The following is a 17,782-nucleotide window of genomic DNA, read 5'->3' on the forward strand; positions in this document are numbered from 1 at the left end:
CTGGAGTGCTGGGGAGGACGATGGAGCCATGCATATCGAATTGAATCGCCGGGCCGGCGTCCCGCTCGCGGAGCAGATCGCCCGCGCCTTCGAGGCCCGCATCGCGTCCGGCTTGCTGTCGCCCGGCGAGAAGCTCCCGTCCGTCCGCGCCCTCGCCCGCCTGCTCGGGGTGAGCCTCGTCACCGCAAGCAAGGGGTACGCCGCGCTCGAGGCGAGCGGCGCGATCCGCTGCGTCCAAGGCAAGGGGTGCTTCGTGTCCCGGACGAAGACGGCGGCGGCCAAGGCGGCGACGGCTAGCCTCGATGGCGAAGACGCCGCCGCGCATGCGGCCGCGGATCCGTACGCCTGGCAGCACGCCGTGCCCGACTACTTGCCGCGGGCGCAGCTGTGGCACCATTACCAGAACGTCCCCGCGACGCATCAGCTGCATCTGTCCGCCATCCAGCGGGAGCTGCTGCCGTCCCGGGACATCATGAAGCAAATCCAGAGCCTCATGTCGGAGGATCACGCGCTGTTGACGGCGTACGGCTCCTTCCAGGGCGACGACGACCTGCGCGGCGCGATCGCCCGCTTGCTCGGCAAGGCCGGCGTCCGGACATCCGCCGCGGACCTGCTCGTCACGAGCGGCGCGCAGCAAGGCATCGACCTCGTCGCGCGCACGTTCGTCGGCCCCGGCGACGTCGTCGTCGTCGAAGCGCCGACGTATAACGGCGCGATCGACGTGTTCGCGAGCCGCGGCGCGCGCATCGTCTCGGTGCCCATGGACGGAGACGGCATGGACGTCGATCGGCTCGCCCGCGTCTGCGACCGCGCGCGGCCGAAGCTCGTCTACACGGTGCCGACGTATCATAACCCGACCGGCACGACGATGAGCGCGGCGCGGCGAAAGCGGCTGTACGAGCTCGCGGCGGCGATCGACTGCCTCGTCGTCGAGGACGATCCATACAGCGATATGTACTTCGATCGGCCGCCGCCCCCCGCGATCAAGTCGTTCGACCGCACCGGCCACATCGTTTACATCAAAAGCTACAGCAAGCTGCTGTCGCCCGGCTGCCGCATCGCCGCCGTCGCCGCGTCCGGCACCGTGCTCAGCCGGCTCGTCGCGGCGAAGACCGCCGCCGATCTAGGCAGCCCGCTGCTGACGCAGAAGGCGATCTACGCCTACCTTGCGTCCGACCGGTTCGCCGCGTACGCGCGGTCGATCCGAGCGACGCTGGCGGAGCGGTGCGCGCTCGCGGAGTCGCTGCTGCGGCGGCACGCCCCGAAGGGCGCGAGGTGGACGTCGCCGCAGGGCGGTCTGCATCTCTGGGTCGCGCTGCCCGACGGCTGCGACGATCGGGAGCTGACGCTCGCGGCGCAGCGGGAAGACATCGCCGTCCTGCCCGGATCGGTCTGCTACGCGGCCGACGCCTCGCATCGATACGTCCGCCTTTGCTTCTCCTACATGCCGGAGGACTCGCTCGCGTTCAGCCTCGCGCGGCTCGGCCGGCTCATGCGGGAGACGCGGGCAACGTAGGCGGATATCTCCGCCTATAAGCGCGAAAACGCGCTTGGAGCGCCGACTTGGGCGGATATCTCCGCCTATAAGCGCGAATGCGCGCTTAGAGCGCCGACTTGGGCGGATATCTCCGCCTATAAGCGCGAATGCGCGCTTAGAGCGCCGACTTGGGCGGACGCCTATAAGCGCGAATGCGCGCTTAGAGCGCCGACTTGGGCGGATATCTCCGCCTATAAGCGCGAATGCGCGCTTAGAGCGCCGACTTGGGCGGATATCTCCGCCTATAAGCGCGAATGCGCGCTTAGAGCGCCGACTTGGGCGGATATCTCCGCCCATAAGCGCGAAAACGCGCTTAGAGCGCCGACTTGGGCGGATATCTCCGCCTATAAGCGCGAAAACGCGCTTGGAGCGCCGACGTAGGCGGATATCTCCGCCTATAGGCGCGAATGCGCGCCTCGAGCGCCGACGTAGGCGGATAACTCCGCCTATAAGCGCGCCCCCCTCCGCCGCTCTACTGCCCGAGCTGCTCGATTTGCTGGAGCAGCCCCGCCATATTGCGGATCGTCTCGAGCATCGGCGCGTTCGCGAGCTGCTCGAGATCGATGACGTTCTGATCGATCTGCTGCAAGTACCCGTCGATCTGCTGTCGGATCGTATCGTTGTACTCCACGAGCTGCGCGTGCACGTCCTCCGCGAAAGCCGGCGCCTGCAGCGCGTTGAACGCCGCGATCTCTTCCTTCATGGACTGGAACTCGGTCTGCAGCCGATCGATCGTCGCCGGATTCGTCAACGCCTGCTCCGCCAGCACCGGCACCTGCTCGGCGAAGCGGTTCGCGTCGTTCACGAAGTCGGTCGCCTCCGTGGCGTAATTGAGCGTCGTATTGACTTGCTCCAGCATCGAACAGCCCGTCGCGAGCAGCGCCGCCGCAAGCAAGACGATGAATGCGAGTTTTCTCTTCATGATCCAAATCCCCCTTATCCGATTGCGTTCGTTATCTATGTATACTGCTTGCGAGGGGAGTACGTTTCACGGAAAATGTTTCGCAGGCCCGCCATTGACGCGCCTCCCCTCCTTCGCGTAGGATAGAAAACAAGAACAAACCGCATATGCACCGCCCCAAAGGGGAGTAGCTCTCGCGGCAGCGTCGTCACTTCGGATCGAGATTCGCCTCGGTCCCGGCGTTGTCGGCAACGATCTTTCGTTGTCAGCAAGACCTTTGCCTACGTCAGGCGAAGGTCTTTTTAATTTGCCCTTTTTTCGGCAGCCTTCGTCGGACGCGTTCCATCGGCGGAGGCTGTTTGTTTATCATTTTCGGGAAAAGGGAGAGGAAGACGCATGGAATTCGGAATGCTCGCGGAATACGGTTGGACGTTGTTGGTGTTGATCGCTCTCGAAGGCATCCTCGCGGCGGACAACGCGCTGGTCATGGCGGTCATGGTGAAGCACTTGCCGGAGGAACGGCGGAAGAAGGCGTTGTTCTACGGCCTTGCGGGGGCGTTCGTGTTTCGGATCGCGTCGTTGTTCCTGATTTCGTTCTTGGTCGGCGTGTGGCAGGTGCAGGCGATCGGCGCGTTGTATTTGCTGTTTATCGCCGCGAATCATCTGTGGCGTAAAAAGGTAACGGCGTCAACCGTTCAGGAGACGAAGAAATCGGCGAAGAGCGGCGGATTTTGGTCGACGGTGATCAAGGTAGAGCTCGCCGACATCGCGTTCGCGGTCGATTCCATTCTCGCGGCCGTCGCGCTCGCCGTCGCGCTGCCGGTCTCGCCCCTGCCCGCCATCGGCGGAATGGACGGCGGCCACTTCCTCGTCATTCTCGCGGGCGGCTTGATCGGCCTCGTGCTGATGCGCTTCGCGGCGAACAAGTTCGTCCGGCTGCTTGAGCTGCGGCCCGGCCTCGAGAAGGCGGCGTTCCTCATCGTCGGTTGGGTCGGCGTGAAGCTTGCGGTATACGCCGCCTCGCATCCGGGCCTCGCGCTGCTGCCGGAGACGTTCGCGAAGAGCGGCGTTTGGAAGGGCATCTTCTGGACGGTGCTTCTCGCCATATTCGCTTGGGGCTGGTTCGGCGGCAAAGGCCCCGAACCGAAGTCCGCCGAGGAGAAGGCCGTCGCCGAGCAAGGGTAACCGCTTGGCCCGCCGCCGCCTTACGGCAGCTTGTCCAGGTCGAGCGACGCGGAGGACACATCAGCCCACCGCTCCCGCCAGGTAGACCAGTCGTCGCCGCTTGCGGGCGCGCCGGGCAGCCACGGCAGCTTGCCGATGACCGGCACGTCGGCGAAGCGCTCGATCATCATCGCGTTCTCTTCCATAATGTCCGCCTGGCCGTCCCGGTACCCGTTCAGCACGACGCCGATCGGCCGCAGGCCGGCGCCGCGGGCGTAGGCGACGGTCAGCAGCGTATGATTGACCGTCCCGATGCCGGGCCGGGCGACGATGAGCACCGGCAGCGCCAGCGCCGCCGCCAGATCGGCGACGACGCGGCGGTCGGTGAGCGGCGCCGCGAGTCCGCCCGCGCCGTCGACGACCAGGCGGTCGCAGGCGGCCAGCCGGCTCAAGCCTTCTTCCGCGAGCTGCGAGATGGAGATGCGCGCCCCGATCCGCTGCGCCGCCATCCAAGGCACGACTCGGTCGGGGAACGCGTAGCTGAACGTCTCGGATTCGCGGATCGGGAGGCCGCTCCCCAGGACGAGCTTCGCGCTGTCGGGCAGCGGCGCCTCGTCGCGCACGCCGGTTTGCACCGGCTTCCATACTCCGACGCGGCCGCCTCCGTTCTCGTCGAGCCGGCGCTGGAGCGCCGCGGCGAGCACCGAAGCGACGTGAGTCATGCCGACGCCCGCGTCCGTTCCCGTAATAAACACGCCATGGTTCATGAGCTCGCCGCCTTCTTTCGTACTAACGTAGTTGTTTTCACTATAACAGGAAACGCTTTCGAACGGTATTGCCCGGAACGGACGAAAATTTTTCTCGACAGGTTCCGACGAGGCCTGCGCCGCATCCGCCCGCCGGAAGCCGGACGAAGGCGCCGGTTCGACGGCGTCCGACGGCAGAGGGTCGCCGCGCCCCGAATCCTCGACCGCGGTTGTCGAAAATCTCCGATTTATTTCATTTCTATATATTCCCTTTTTGCTTTCATGGGGGACCTTTTTCGGATAAAATTGTGTTTGTCTGTTTACTTCGTAAGCTAAGGGGCTTCCTAATCCTATGCCGAACAACAACAACTCCATAGATGACGCGCTGTTCGTCGTAGGAATCGGCGCATCGGCGGGCGGCCTCGAAGCGTTGCATCTTCTCTTCGACCATATGCGGCCCGATACGGGAGCGGCGTTCGTCATCATCCAACACCTGTCTCCGAACTACAAGAGCTTCATGGCCGAACTGCTGCAGCCGCATACGAAGATGCCGGTGCATGTCGCGGTACACGACATGACGCTGGAACCTAATAACGTCTATTTGATCCCTCCCAATAAAAGCATGACCCTGCAAGACGGCAAGCTCCAGCTGTCCGAGAAGCACGGCGGGCTGCATCTGCCGATCGACATTTTCTTCCATTCACTGGCCGTCGAACGGGGGCCTCGCGCCGTCGGCGTCATTCTGTCCGGCACCGGGAGCGACGGCTCCCGCGGCATCGCAACGATTAAAGAACGCGGCGGCTTCGTGCTGGCGCAGGACGACCGATCCGCGAAATTCGACGGTATGCCGAAGAGCGCCATGCTGACGGGGCTCGTCGACAACGTCGCGTCGCCGGACGAGATGCACCGGAAGATCGCCGACTTCGTGGGCGGGAACGGGATTCAGCCGGACGCTTGGGAGCAGACCGGCGGGGACGCGCCGACCGAGGAGCAGCTCGACGAGCTGTTCGACATGCTGAAAAACAAGACGACGATCGACTTCAAGGAGTATAAGCTCGCCGGCGTGCTTCGCCGTGTCGAACGGCGGATGGCGCTGAACCGGATCACGGATTTCGACCGGTACATCCGGCTGTTGGAGCGAGACGTGAGAGAAATCTCGCTGCTGCACAAGGATTTGCTGATCGGCGTCACGCACTTCTTCCGGGATTCGAAGGCGTTCGACGTCATCGCCGCCAAGGTGATCCCTCAAATCGTAGAACGCAAGCGGAACGAGGATTCGGAAATCCGCGTCTGGGTCGCGGGCTGCTCCACCGGCGAAGAAGCGTATTCCTTGGCTATTCTGTTCCAAGAGCATCTGCAGGCGGTCAGCGCGTCGGTGAACGTCAAAATTTTCGCTACGGATCTGGATAAGCAATCGATCGAATTCGCGAGCCACGGCGTATATCCGAATACGATCGCGCAGACGGTTCCGCCGGAGCTGCTGCGGAAATATTTCGTGCAGCGCCATGACAGCTATACGATTATCGAAGACATTCGGAAGAAGATCATTTTCGCTCCGCATAACATCATTAAAGATCCGCCGTTCATTAACATGGACTTGATCACGTGCCGCAACATGCTCATTTACTTGCAGCCTAAGATGCAACAACGCGTCATTTCTTTGTTTCATTTCGCCCTGAATCCCAGAGCGTATTTGTTTTTGGGACCTAGCGAAACGATCGGCCGTCTAGGGGGACTATTCAAGGTGTTCGACAAGCGATGGAACGTATTTCAGCAAAACGAGGCCCCCGTTGGCAACTCCTATGACGCCATCGGCATTTCCGACCAATTCAACGAAAATACCGGCGCGGCGAAGCCACTCGCCGAATCGAGTCCCACGGTGCGCCAGCTGAAGCAGCAACGCCGGACGGACGATCTGAACACCACGTATCTGGAAGAGCACTTCCCGCCCTCCATCGTCGTGGACGAGCATCTCGACATCGTGCACATGACCGGACGCATCGATCCGTTCATCGCGATGACGAAGGGCAAGCCGAGCCTGAACGTGCACAAGATGTTCCACAGCCACCTGTCGGTGGCGCTCGTGACGGCGCTGCACAAGGTCCGCAAGGAGCGTACGGAGATCGCGTATCGCCACTTCAAGACGGGGATCCCGGACTTCCCGTCCGTCGACTTGACGATCCGCCCGTTCTCGACGACGAACAAGGCGTACGAGCATCTGCTCATCGTCATCTTCGCGAAGCCGCAGACCGAGCCGGCCGAGACGCCGAGCGAAGGCGTAGAGCTTGCCAGCAGCGTGAACCAACGGGTGCTCGATCTCGAGCAGGAGCTGCTTCGCGCGGAAGAGACGCTGCAAATTACGATCGAGGAGCTGGAGACGTCCAACGAAGAGCTGCAAGCGACGAACGAGGAGCTCGTGGCCGCGAACGAGGAGCTGCAGAGCGCCAACGAAGAGCTGCAGTCGGTGAACGAAGAGCTGCTCACCGTCAACTCGGAATACCAGATGAAAATCCAAGAGATGACCGATCTCAACAACGACATGGACAACTTCCTGATCAGCACGAGAATCGGCACGATCTTCTTGGATACCGATATGCGCGTCCGTCGCTTCACGCCGGCCGTCACGAAAGAAATTCATCTGCTCGACATCGACATCGGCCGGCCGATCTCTCATATCAAGCATCACTTCGAATACGACGACTTCCTCGTCGACGCCGAGAAGGTGCTGCAAACCCTCGTCCCGATCGAAAAGGAAGTCCGCAGCCGCTCCGGCCGATGGTACAGCCTGCGCATCTTGCCGTATCGAACGGCCGACCAATTCGTGCAGGGCACCGTCATTACGTTCGTCGACATCACCGATCTGAAGCTGCTGAACAACGAGCTGAAGATCAAATCGTACGCGATCGACCACAGCCCGAGCATCGTGCTCATCGCCGACCCGAACGGATCGATCGAATACGCGAACCCGAAGTTCCTCGAACAGACGATGCTGAGCCGGGAGGATATTATCGGCAAGCCGCTGCAGCTTACGAACCGGTGGGAGCTGTCGTCCGAACCGTTCAAAGAGGTCTGGGGGAAGGTGTGCCAAGGCCAGAAGTGGACCGGCCAGCTGAAGTGCCGCAAGGCGGACGGCTCGGCCTATTGGGAGGAGCTGTCGCTCATTCCGATTCTGGGCGACGACGGCGAGCTGATTCACGTGCTCAAGGTCGCCTCGGATATCACGGACCGGAAGACGTCCGAGGAGCTGCTGCGCAAGTCCGAGATGCTGTCCGCCGTCGGGCAGCTCGCGGCCGGCATCGCGCACGAAATCCGCAACCCGCTCACGTCGCTTAAGGGTTTCACGAAGCTGATCGGCGCCGGCCGCAGCAACGCGAAGTACCTGGAGATCATGAGCAAGGAGCTCGAGCGCATCGAGGAGATCATCAGCGAGCTCCTCATGCTCTCGAAGCACAAGCCGAACGAATTCCTGCCGAACGAGGTCAACGACATTCTGACCGACGTGAAGCTGCTGCTCGATACGCAAGCGATCATGAACAACGTCGATATCGCCTGCGAATTCGACGCCTCGCTGCCGCCGGTGTTCTGCAACGAGAACGAGCTCAAGCAAGTGTTCATTAACCTGCTGAAGAACGGCATCGAATCGATGCCCAAGGGCGGCAAGCTGCATATCAAGACCGAGAACGTCCATGACCACAAGATTCGGATCTTGTTCATCGACGAAGGCATCGGCATTCCGAAGGAAACGCTCGCCCGGCTCGGCGAACCGTTCTATACGACGAAGGAGAAGGGCACCGGCCTCGGCCTCATGATCTGTTACCAAATCATCGAAAACCTGCAGGGCACGCTCCGCTTCGCGAGCGAATCCGGTCTCGGCACGTCGGTCGAGATCATTCTGCCGGCGTACCATCAGCTCGAGCCGATCGACGAATTTACGGTATTGGTATAATAGGAAAAGCCGTCCTCGACTGCGATCCAGTCAGGGACGGCTTTCTTGCGAGGCGGCGTATCTCTGCAACGCGAAAAGGAGAAGGGCGGCTTCCCCCCCCCTTCTCACTCTTCCCCGAGCGTTACCGATAACGAACGGCGATGTCGATCGGATACCGTCCCGCATTGCGGCCGTATAACGCGAGACCGCCGTCCTTCGCTTCCAGCTGTAACGTGAATTTTCGGCTTCGGTTCAGTTGCAGCGCGATCGCGCTCGGAACCACGGCCTTGCACAGATAGCCGTAAGATCCGGCTTCGTCCAGCTTCCTCGACTCCGGCTGGTAATGCCACGACAGGACGCCTCGGCTGTCCGCCGGATCGTCGGGCAGGACGAACGTCTCGATCGGGACGCCGTCGATGCGGACGATGACCGTCGATTCGTGCCGTTCCGCGTCGGTCATATAGTACGTGTTCGGGTTGCGCTCCGTGTCCGACTTCGCGCCGTGCATGAACGAAAGATCCGGACGCTTATACTCCCCGCCTTCGGTATTGCGGGTCAGCAGACGCTTGGCTCCGGCTTCGAACATAATCTCGATCTCGCCGATGGCCGCTTGTTCGTCGACGCCGGGAAGCTCGATGTCGTAGACGAATCGTCCGGACGCCCCCCCGTTCGCCTTCTGTCCCTGGATGGCGTTCCATTGATAAGGAAAGCTGTGTTCCGAGAAGCCGGCGACGGGCACGCCGACGATCCCCCCGTCCGCGTCGTACGTGCCGTGCGGCGCGCCGCTGCGAACGTCGAACGTCGTGAAGTTGCGCGTCACCGTTTCTCCGTTCGGCGCCAGCAGCCGGATCGCGAGCACCGCGACCGCATCCTGATTCGGCAGCGCGACCTGCAGCGGAGCGAGCGGCGATACGCCGTAGCCGTTCCAATCCAGCGCGACGCTGCCCTGCGCCGCGACGATCCGGTCCCCCAGGTTGTCGTACCACAGCTCCCAAGCAAGCGATAAGCGTTGGCCGAAATACCGATCCGAGAAGCTCGATCGGAGCAGGGGAACCGATACGGTCGATCCGGCTTCCGCGGTCGCGCAAGGCGGCGCATCGATGACGATGAAGTCCGGCGAATGCAAGTCCGCGATCGTCATGCCCGGAACGAACCACTCGTAACCGAATTTCTTGTCCTGCCCGTCCAGACGGTAGTACCCGTTGAACTCGTTGACGACGTCGCGGAATTCGGTGAATACGAAGCCGCACATCTTGTCGTGACGCCGGAACTCGTTCAACATATACCGATAATGCCAAGCCAGGTCGCTGTCGCCCGCGCCGCCGTCGATGCCCCACACGTTGCCGCATTCGCTGTTCATGAGCGGCGCGTCGGACTGCGCGTTGCCGCCGATATAATTAAACGCGGAGCCCGGGAACGTCTTCTCGACGACTTCGGCGACGTGCTTCCGAACTTCTTCGTAGCCGTTAATATAGAAATGCCAAGTATTGATATCCGTCTCGACATGATCCCAATTGCAAGGCGAGTTGTCTTCGACGATCCGCGTCGGGTCGAGCCCTTTCGCCCAACGGTATATCGTTCGCACCCACTCCTGAGTTCCGGGCAAATAATGGTTCGGATGAAGCTGATCGCTCGTGAGGCTCGACGCCTGGCTGTTCGTCTTCAGCCCCCACGTTTCGTTAAACATGACCCACGAGAAAATCGAAGGGTGGTTGAAGTCCCGGTCGATAATTTCCTTGGCTTCGCGCTCGTATGCGGCGCGAGCTCCTTCGTCCGGGTTCCCCCAGAAGCAAGGCATATCCTCCATCACGAGAATGCCGAGCTTGTCGGCCCAATACAGCTTGCGCGGTTCTTCCGGCTTGATATGAATCCGGACGAAATTCAAACCTAGTCGCTTCATTAACGATATTTCGTCCTGCATCTCCTCGTCGGACGGATACGTAAAATACCCCGTCGGATGGTACGATTGATCCAGCGTGCCGTTCAGGTACACCGGCTTCCCGTTCAGCGTGATCCACCGATAGCCTCGGTCGCCGAACAGCGCCGTGCCGATCTCCCGAATCCCGAAGTAGGTGTGTACGAGGTCGCAGCCGCCCGCGCCGTCCAGGCGCAGCTCGCCGAAGTACAAATGCGGGGTTTCCGGCGACCATAGCAGCGGCTCCGCGACCGTGAACGACGTCCGAACCTCGTTCTCTCCTTCCGCCAACTCGAGCTCGACCCGATGCCGTACCGCGCCTTCCGCGAACGCGAACGACAGCGTCGAAGCGCCCGCTTGATGCGAGACGATCGTCGCCGCTACGTCGATCCTTCCGTCCATCCGGGTCGTGAATTTCGCGCCGAGCAAATACGATTGCGGACGCGCTTCCAGCCATACCGGCTGCCAGATGCCGCGAATTTCCCCGTAGCCTTGTTTTCCCCTCGCTTGATAATCGTGATCGAAGTCTTCCGCCCGCACGACGATGCGGTTCGCCGCGTTCGCCTTCCATGCGTCCGTCACGTCGAACTCGAAGGCGCCGTAGCCGCCGGAATGCGTTCCGATATGAATCTCGTTGATCCATACGTCGCATGTATAGTCTACCGCGCCGAAGCGAAGGAACAGCCGATCCTTCTCGTTCGCCGGCTCCCACTCCACGTCGCGGCGGTACCAGCCGATGCCCTTCTCGTCGCTTCCGATGCCCGACAAGGGGCTAGCCCATGAGAAGGGAACCGCGATCGCGGCTTCGAACGACGAAGCGGCTTCCCCGAACCATCGCTTAGTTCTCCCTAAATCCTCGGGATCGAACCGGAACGCCCATTCGCCGTTCAAGTTCAACCATTCGTCGCGTTGCCAGTCGGGACGCGGATATTCCGGCCGCGGAAGCTGCTTGCTTCCTTTGCTTACCGTTCCAATCGTCAAGAGACGCACAACCTTTCTCCCCGTGTAATCGCCTTCAAGAATGATATTAACATTGACATATGGATATTACAATGTACATATTAATTTTATAATATTAAGTTTGGCACCGTCGTTTCATGGCGGCGCAGTACATTTTTACAATAGGCTCGAATCCCTGTACACTATATGAAACGAAAACTGCGTTCGGAAGGAATATGGATCATGAGCGAGTCCAAACAAGACATTATGCGGTTTCCCCCGTCGAAAATAACGGATGTCGCGAAGGCGCTGTCGGGCGATCTGCGCGTGCGCATCCTGGAGGCGCTCGGCGACACCCAGCTGAGCGTCACCCAGTTGGCGGAAGCGCTCGGCGTCGCTCAACCCACCGTCTCGATCAACATCCAAATCTTAGAACAAGCGGGACTGGTCGTCACCGCCCAAGGCTCCAATCGCGAGAAGCTTTGCTCGGTCTCCTGCCGCTCCATCTTGTTGGAATTGCCGTCCAGACCCGGGGACGGTCTTCACAAGACCGAGGAAATTCGTATGCCGATCGGAATGTACTCGCTCTGCTCCGTGCAGCCGCCTTGCGGGATGGCGAATCGGGACGGGCTGATCATCGGCTCGACGGACGATCCTCGGGCGTTCTATATGCCGGAGCGGACCGATGCGGCGCTGCTTTGGTTTTCCGGGGCCGGTTACGTCGAATACCGCTTCCCCAATCCGATGCCCCCCGGCGTCTCGATCGACGAATTGCGGCTTCGCGCGGAGCTGTGCTCGGAGGCGCCGTCCTTCCGTATGGACTATCCGTCGGATATTACCGTCTTCGTCAACGATCTGCCGATCGGCACGTGGACCAGTCCCGGCGATTTCGGCGACCGCAAGGGCAAGCTTACGCCGGACCGATGGACGAGCGGCACCGAATACGGCGTATTGACCGAATGGAGCGTGAGGGCCGACGGCAGCTACGTCAACGGCGCGCGCGCGGCGGCGACGACCCTCGAACGGCTCTCTCTGAAATACAATCAGCCGATTCGGCTGCGGTTCGAGATTCGGGAGGACGCGGACAACCGGAGGGGCATCAACCTATTCGGCTCGGCATTCGGAGATCATCCGCAGGACATCGTGTTGTCCTTCATCCGCTTCAAGGAGCATCAAGAGGGGAAGGAATCTTAACCACCTTCCCAAGGAATAAAAAAAAGCAGCACCGGAAACCGGTGCTACTTCAGCGCGTCGAGCAGTTCTTCGTGTATGCGTCCGTTCGTCGCGGCGACGTCTCGAACTTGCAGTCCGTACGGCGTGCCGTCGATGTCCGTGATCCGTCCGCCGGCTTCTTGCACGAGCAGCATGCCCGCCGCGATGTCCCATGCGTTCAGATTGGCTTCCCAGAAGCCGCTCAACCGCCCGGCCGCGACGTACGCGAGATGGAGCGCCGCGGAACCGGCGGAGCGCACGTTGCGCACCCTCGGCGCGACCGCCTCGATCTGTCTCAGCGCGAGCGGCAGCACCCGCTCGCGGTCGGTCGGGAAGCCGGTCGCGACCAAGCTGTCCTCGAGCCGCTCCTCCGGCGAGACGGACATGCGCTTGCCGTGGACGTACGCGCCCTTGCCCTTCTCGGCGACGAACAGCTCGTCGCGCGACGGGTCGTAGACGACGCCGACGATCACTTCGCCCCGATGGGCCAGCGCGATCGAAACCGAGAAGAACGGCAGGCCGTGCACGAAATTCGTCGTGCCGTCGATCGGGTCGACGATCCACACGTACTCTTCGTCCTTCATCGCTTCAAGCGCCAAGCGGGACGCTTCCGCTCCCGGCTCGACGCCTTCTTCTCCAAGAATGGCGTGCGTCGGGAAATACGTGCGGATGATCTTGCGGATCAAGATTTCCGTCCCCTTATCGACTTCGGTCACCAAGTCGTGCAGCGACGTCTTTACCTGTACGTTCAGCGATTGGCCGAGCTTGCTCTTCATATATTCCCCCGCCTTGGACGCCATGTTGACGGCGACGGCGGTGAACGATTTCCCGGTGACGGTATAGGTCTCCCGTTCGTAATTGTTCATTCGTCCTCTTCTCTCTCCTCGCAAAACCATGCTTATCCCTATTATACGCCGAAAGTCGTAGATTCGTTTCGTCCTATCGCCCTCTACGAGAAAAAGGTTCGCCGCCTAAAAGACGACGAACCGTCCTAGAATGTAGCTTCGTAAGATTATACGCCGACGATGTTGTACCCGTTATCGACGTAGATCACTTCGCCCGTAATGCCGCGGGACAGATGGCTCATCAGGAACATCGCCGTATCGCCCACTTCCGCTTGCTCGGTCGTCCGGCGCAGCGGCGCCTTCTCTTCGACCTGCTTCAGGATCGTGTTGAAGCCGCTGATGCCCTTGGCCGCGAGCGTGCGGATCGGGCCGGCGGAAATCGCGTTCACGCGAATGTTGCTCGGGCCGAGGTCGGCCGCCAGGTATCGGACGCTCGCCTCCAACGCCGCCTTCGCGACGCCCATGACGTTATAGTTCTTCATCGCGCGTTCCGCGCCGAGATACGTCATCGTCATGATGCTGCCGCCCTCCGTCATTAGCGGGTGCATGCGCTGCGCTACCGCCACCAGCGAGTAAGCGCTGATATCGTGGGCGAGGGCGAAGCCGGCCCGGGACGTGTCGACGTACATCCCCTCCAGCTCCTCCGTCTTCGCGAAGGCGATGCTGTGCACGAGACCGTGCAGCACGCCGCAGCTTTCCTTCACGAGCGCGGAGAGGGTATCGATTTCTTCGTCGACCGTCACGTTGCAAGGCAGCACCGTCGATCCCGGAATCGTGTCCGCGAGCTTCTTGACGCGTTCTTCGACGCGTTCGTTCTCATATGTAAAGATGAGCCGAGCCCCTTGCCCGGCCAACGACTGCGCGATCGCCCAAGCGATGCTTCGGTCGTTCGCGACGCCCATGACGAGAATATTTTTGCCGTTCAATAGAGGTTCCATTCCGGTTCGACTCCCTTTCGTGTACAAGCTTATTCCCGACTTCCAACGTAACCCAAGTTCTAGGGAAAAGCAAGAATGAAACGTGTCGAATCTCCGGAATTTTTCGACTTCGCCCGCGTGAATTACAGCTCTACCGACGCGCCGTCGATCCGCCGGACGCCGGGCTTCGCCGCGATGTCCCGAACGAGGCGGAACAAGGCGTCGTCTTTTTTCTTCGCCTCGATCATAACGTCCAGGCGCGGCGTCGTCGAGGCGACGCTTGCCGCGAAAGCGTGGAACGCATCGACGTCGACGTAATCGGCGTGGCCTCGCGGATCGCTCTCGCTCTTCGGGCTCGAAACGTGGATTTTCGGGACGAGCAGCTCGTCCTCCTCGGCCGCGACGGCGACGGCGGCGCCTCCGCTCCCTTCCGGCTCTCCGCCCCCGAAGCCGGCTAACGCCGAGACCGCTCCGCGGGATGCGGCGAAGCGTTCCTTTTCCGCGGCCCACGTGCCCTGGATGTCCCCCCATAACGATTCGATCGTCTCCCCGTCGTTGTTGACCGCGTGGTGATGAATGTCGAGTACCATCGGCACGCCTACGGCCTTGCAAGCCTCCAGCGTCTCCCGGGCGGTGAACGTCTTGTCGTCGTTCTCGAGCGTGATCCGGCGGCGAAGCCGTTCCGGAAGGGCGGCGAATTGACGCACGAACCGTTCGTACGCTTTGGGCTTGTCGCCGTACGTCCCGCCGATATGAATGTTGCACTTATAGCGCTCGTCGAGCCCCATCCGCTCGAGCATGGCGACGTGCCATTCAAGATCTTGGATCGACTTCGCGAGCACGTCCTTGCGCGGGGTGCTCAGCACCGTGAAGTGGTCGGGGTGGAAGCTGAGCCGCATCCCGTTCGCCTTGGCGTAGTCGCCGAGGGCGCGGAAGTCCGGCTCCAGAACGGCAAGCGGATTCCAGCCCTCCAGCAGCTCGTGCGTCAGGAGCGGTACGAGCTTGGAGGAGAGTCGATACAGCTTGATCCGCTCGCCGCGGTTATGTTTCAAGAGCCGAAGCGTGTTATGCAAATTTTCGGCGGCGATGCGCTCCAGCTTGCGGACGGCGGCTTCGCGGTCGGCGAGCTTCTGGAACTGCGTCGCCGTCATCGTCTTCGAAGGGGACGCGTTCTTGATGTGGACCGACATCGCCACGTAGCCGAAACGGATGATCATGGCAACGGCGCCTCCTTGGTATCGCGGCTTATGCGGAGTTTCGCTTAGGGTGCCCGGCCGACGACCGAACCAACCGCGCGCTCGAAAATAAGAAGCGCCGCCTGAAGGCGACGCGCGTCTATTCGTCCGTACCGTACTTCGGGTTCCTTCGCTCCTCCCGCCGTTCGACCGCGAGCCGGATCAGCTCGTCGAGCAGCTCGCGGTACGCGAGACCGCTCTCCTTCCACAGCTTCGGATACATGGAGAACGGCGTCAACCCCGGCAGCGTGTTGATTTCGTTGACGAGCAGCTTCCCGTCGTCGCGCCTCAAGAAGAAGTCGACGTGCGACAAGCCCGAGCCGTCGATCGCTTGGAACGCGCGTACGGCCAACTCCTGCGCTTCCTGCACGGTCTCGAGCGGCAGGTCCGCCGGAATCGTCATAACGGACTTGCCGTCCACGTATTTCGCCTTGTAATCCAAGGCGCCGGCCGTCGCGACGACCTCTCCCGGAACGGAAGCGCGAGGCGCCTCGTTGCCGAGCACGCTCACTTCGATCTCGCGGGCGTCCACGAACTCCTCCACGATCACCTTCCTGTCGTACAAGAACGCCTCGCGAACCGCCTCGATCAGCTCTTCGCGGTTCCGCGCCTTGGACATTCCGACGCACGCGCCAAGATTCGCGGGCTTGACGAAGCACGGGTAGCCGAGAGACATCTCGATTTCCATGAGATAGAAGGAGCGGTCCCGCTCCCACTGCTTGCGCGTGAAATAACGATACACGCATTGCGGCAGCCCCACGGACGCGAACATCTTCTTCATGGCGACCTTATCCATGCCGACCGCCGAAGCGAGCACGCCCGCGCCGACGTACGGAACGTCCAGCATCTCGAGCAGTCCTTGGACCGCCCCGTCTTCCCCGAGCGTGCCGTGCAGCAGCGGGAACGCGACGTCCATCTTGGGTGCGGCGCCGGCCGCCGCGGGCGCGCCGGAGACGACGACGGGCTTCGGCTCGGACGCCGACGAATCCGCCGTCCCCGACAGGGGCGGCGCCGGCGGGGGTTCTCCCGATGCCGGCGAACCGAACAGCGCCGCCCATGCCTCCGCGTTCACGCCGGCGGCGCCGCCCTGCTCGAACGTCAGCCGCTTGTTGTCGTCGATCGGGGCGAGCACTTGCGCGCCCATGCGCCATTCGCCGGTCTTCGAAATATAAATCGGGTACACCTCGTATTTATCGAAGTCGATTTCGCCGATGACCGCCTTCGCCGTCGACAGCGACGCGTCGTGTTCCCCCGATTTCCCCCCGTATATAATGCCGATTCGAGTCTTCTTTTTCATGGAAACCTCCGTCGCGCATGAATTGGCGCGCGTTCAGAATCGATCCCGAATCCGGAAAAACCGGTAGTCGGTCCGATCCGTCCACGCATAGGAATCCCGGTAATCCCAGTACCGGGCGCGGCTGTTCGTCGTATGCGCGTTCACGAGCGGCATGCCCGAGCCGTCCGCCCCGGTGACGATCGCGCTGTGCTCGAACCGCCCGTCGCCGTCGAAGTCGTAGCAAATCACGTCGCCGATCGCAAGATCCTCCGGCGCCGGGACCCGGTCCGCCGCCAGCCCCTCGTTGCGGCCCCCCATCAAATACCAATGCAGCGCGTGCGCCACGCTCCAGCTATAACTCCAATGCTCGCGGCTGCCGGATCGGCCTCGGTACCACCAGCCCGATTCCCGGCCGGCGGAGTAGGCCATGGGCGCCCCGCCGGCGTACAGACACTGAGACACGTAATTCGTGCAATCGACGTCGAAGTGGATGAACTGCGGATTCGGCTCGTTCCAATGCCGCTCCGCGTAATCGCGGGCCGCCTCCCGATCGTAGAGACTCGCGCGCTCCCATCCTTCCGAATACGAGCGCACCAGCACCCGTTCGTTCAGGAACGGCGCGGTTCGCGCGCCGGGGGCGCCGGCGTCGCCGAATCCGCTCGCGGGGCCGCCGGCGTGCCGTTCTTGCACGATCGGCTCCGCCCGCACCACCGCCCAAGCGCCGCCTTCGGTGCGCTGAAGCGTCACCCGCTCCCGATCGACGCGTTCCTCCGCATGCTCGACGCCTCTTGTCCGAACGTACACCGTCCGGCGAAGCTCGAGATCGGCGACGACCTCGCGCTCCCGCTCCCGTTCGCGACGGACGATCAATCGCGTATCGCATCCGAGCGGCTTCGCCCCCCGATCGGCGTACGACGCCGCGAGACGCCGAAGGCGGGCCCGCTCCGCGGGAAGAAGCGTCTCGTCGGCGACCGGCTCCGTCTCCCTCGCGTTGGCGGCGCTGACATATTCAAACAATGCGGGCTTCCAAGACATGAAAGGGCCTCCTCCGAGAAAAATTATATGAATGGGGAACCCGAACGCACCGTGCTGTACCGATATGTATATGCGTCCGCTCGCTCCCGCATGAGGCAAATTTAGCCCTTTACCAACGCGGTCTTAGAAGCTATA

General features: G+C 61.8%; 12 protein-coding genes. 4 read left to right on the forward strand and 8 right to left on the reverse strand.

Translation table 11 applies throughout. The features are described from left to right. Window positions 1-28: 28 nt before the first annotated feature. Entirely contained in the window at window positions 29-1,516 is a 1,488-nt protein-coding gene (gene pdxR / locus FE782_RS27840) for a MocR-like pyridoxine biosynthesis transcription factor PdxR (RefSeq protein WP_138197628.1), read from the forward strand. Between the two features lie 493 nt (window positions 1,517-2,009). Here pdxR and FE782_RS27845 read toward each other — a convergent pair whose 3' ends face one another. After that, the gene (locus FE782_RS27845; protein ID WP_138197629.1) at window positions 2,010-2,459 is read right to left on the reverse strand and encodes a DUF6376 family protein; all 450 of its coding nucleotides are present in this window, start codon (window positions 2,457-2,459) and stop codon (window positions 2,010-2,012) included. 375 nt (window positions 2,460-2,834) lie between these two features. On the opposite strand from FE782_RS27845, the gene FE782_RS27850 reads away from it, so the two are divergent. Further along, window positions 2,835-3,623 carry a TerC family protein gene (locus FE782_RS27850; protein ID WP_138197630.1) on the forward strand — a complete coding sequence of 263 codons (789 nt, stop codon included), beginning with the start codon at window positions 2,835-2,837 and terminating at the stop codon, window positions 3,621-3,623. A gap of 20 nt (window positions 3,624-3,643) precedes the next feature. On the opposite strand, the gene bioD is transcribed toward FE782_RS27850, so the two are convergent. Continuing rightward, window positions 3,644-4,369 carry a dethiobiotin synthase gene (gene bioD / locus FE782_RS32450; protein ID WP_158299591.1) on the reverse strand — a complete coding sequence of 242 codons (726 nt, stop codon included), beginning with the start codon at window positions 4,367-4,369 and terminating at the stop codon, window positions 3,644-3,646. Between the two features lie 331 nt (window positions 4,370-4,700). Here bioD and FE782_RS27860 point away from each other — a divergent pair, with 331 nt between their 5' ends. Next, window positions 4,701-8,294, forward strand: coding sequence for a chemotaxis protein CheB (locus FE782_RS27860; protein WP_138197632.1), 3,594 nt, complete (start codon window positions 4,701-4,703; stop codon window positions 8,292-8,294). 121 nt (window positions 8,295-8,415) lie between these two features. Here FE782_RS27860 and FE782_RS27865 read toward each other — a convergent pair whose 3' ends face one another. Next, window positions 8,416-11,169 (reverse strand): glycoside hydrolase family 2 protein, encoded by a 2,754-nt coding sequence (locus FE782_RS27865; protein ID WP_138197633.1) that lies wholly within the window; start codon window positions 11,167-11,169, stop codon window positions 8,416-8,418. Window positions 11,170-11,370: 201 nt separating this feature from the next. On the opposite strand from FE782_RS27865, the gene FE782_RS27870 reads away from it, so the two are divergent. Further along, window positions 11,371-12,321 (forward strand): ArsR/SmtB family transcription factor, encoded by a 951-nt coding sequence (locus tag FE782_RS27870; protein ID WP_138197634.1) that lies wholly within the window; start codon window positions 11,371-11,373, stop codon window positions 12,319-12,321. Between the two features lie 44 nt (window positions 12,322-12,365). On the opposite strand, the gene FE782_RS27875 is transcribed toward FE782_RS27870, so the two are convergent. From FE782_RS27875 to FE782_RS27895, 5 genes are all read right to left on the reverse strand, one after another. Continuing rightward, window positions 12,366-13,205 carry an inositol monophosphatase family protein gene (locus FE782_RS27875; protein ID WP_138197635.1) on the reverse strand — a complete coding sequence of 280 codons (840 nt, stop codon included), beginning with the start codon at window positions 13,203-13,205 and terminating at the stop codon, window positions 12,366-12,368. A gap of 146 nt (window positions 13,206-13,351) precedes the next feature. Then, window positions 13,352-14,122, reverse strand: a complete 771-nt coding sequence (gene fabI / locus FE782_RS27880; RefSeq protein WP_138197636.1) for an enoyl-ACP reductase FabI — start codon at window positions 14,120-14,122, stop codon at window positions 13,352-13,354. Window positions 14,123-14,244: 122 nt separating this feature from the next. Further along, the gene (uvsE, locus tag FE782_RS27885; RefSeq protein WP_138197637.1) at window positions 14,245-15,318 is read right to left on the reverse strand and encodes a UV DNA damage repair endonuclease UvsE; all 1,074 of its coding nucleotides are present in this window, start codon (window positions 15,316-15,318) and stop codon (window positions 14,245-14,247) included. 118 nt (window positions 15,319-15,436) lie between these two features. Then, window positions 15,437-16,633, reverse strand: coding sequence for a D-alanine--D-alanine ligase family protein (locus FE782_RS27890; RefSeq protein WP_138197638.1), 1,197 nt, complete (start codon window positions 16,631-16,633; stop codon window positions 15,437-15,439). Window positions 16,634-16,666: 33 nt separating this feature from the next. Continuing rightward, window positions 16,667-17,647 (reverse strand): amidase domain-containing protein, encoded by a 981-nt coding sequence (locus tag FE782_RS27895; RefSeq protein WP_138197639.1) that lies wholly within the window; start codon window positions 17,645-17,647, stop codon window positions 16,667-16,669. Between the last annotated feature and the right edge of the window lie 135 nt (window positions 17,648-17,782).

The organism is Paenibacillus antri (genome assembly GCF_005765165.1).
Taxonomy (GTDB): Bacteria; Bacillota; Bacilli; order Paenibacillales; family YIM-B00363; genus Paenibacillus_AE; species Paenibacillus_AE antri.

Bases quoted from the DNA above. Each gene is read 5' to 3' on its own strand.
- pdxR (WP_138197628.1), top strand. From the start codon at position 29: ATGCATATCGAATTGAATCGCCGGGCCGGCGTCCCGCTCGCGGAGCAG.
- FE782_RS27845 (WP_138197629.1), bottom strand. From the start codon at position 2,459: ATGAAGAGAAAACTCGCATTCATCGTCTTGCTTGCGGCGGCGCTGCTC.
- FE782_RS27850 (WP_138197630.1), top strand. From the start codon at position 2,835: ATGGAATTCGGAATGCTCGCGGAATACGGTTGGACGTTGTTGGTGTTG.
- bioD (WP_158299591.1), bottom strand. From the start codon at position 4,369: ATGAACCATGGCGTGTTTATTACGGGAACGGACGCGGGCGTCGGCATG.
- FE782_RS27860 (WP_138197632.1), top strand. From the start codon at position 4,701: ATGCCGAACAACAACAACTCCATAGATGACGCGCTGTTCGTCGTAGGA.
- FE782_RS27870 (WP_138197634.1), top strand. From the start codon at position 11,371: ATGAGCGAGTCCAAACAAGACATTATGCGGTTTCCCCCGTCGAAAATA.
- FE782_RS27875 (WP_138197635.1), bottom strand. From the start codon at position 13,205: ATGAACAATTACGAACGGGAGACCTATACCGTCACCGGGAAATCGTTC.
- fabI (WP_138197636.1), bottom strand. From the start codon at position 14,122: ATGGAACCTCTATTGAACGGCAAAAATATTCTCGTCATGGGCGTCGCG.
- uvsE (WP_138197637.1), bottom strand. From the start codon at position 15,318: ATGATCATCCGTTTCGGCTACGTGGCGATGTCGGTCCACATCAAGAAC.
- FE782_RS27890 (WP_138197638.1), bottom strand. From the start codon at position 16,633: ATGAAAAAGAAGACTCGAATCGGCATTATATACGGGGGGAAATCGGGG.
- FE782_RS27895 (WP_138197639.1), bottom strand. From the start codon at position 17,647: ATGTCTTGGAAGCCCGCATTGTTTGAATATGTCAGCGCCGCCAACGCG.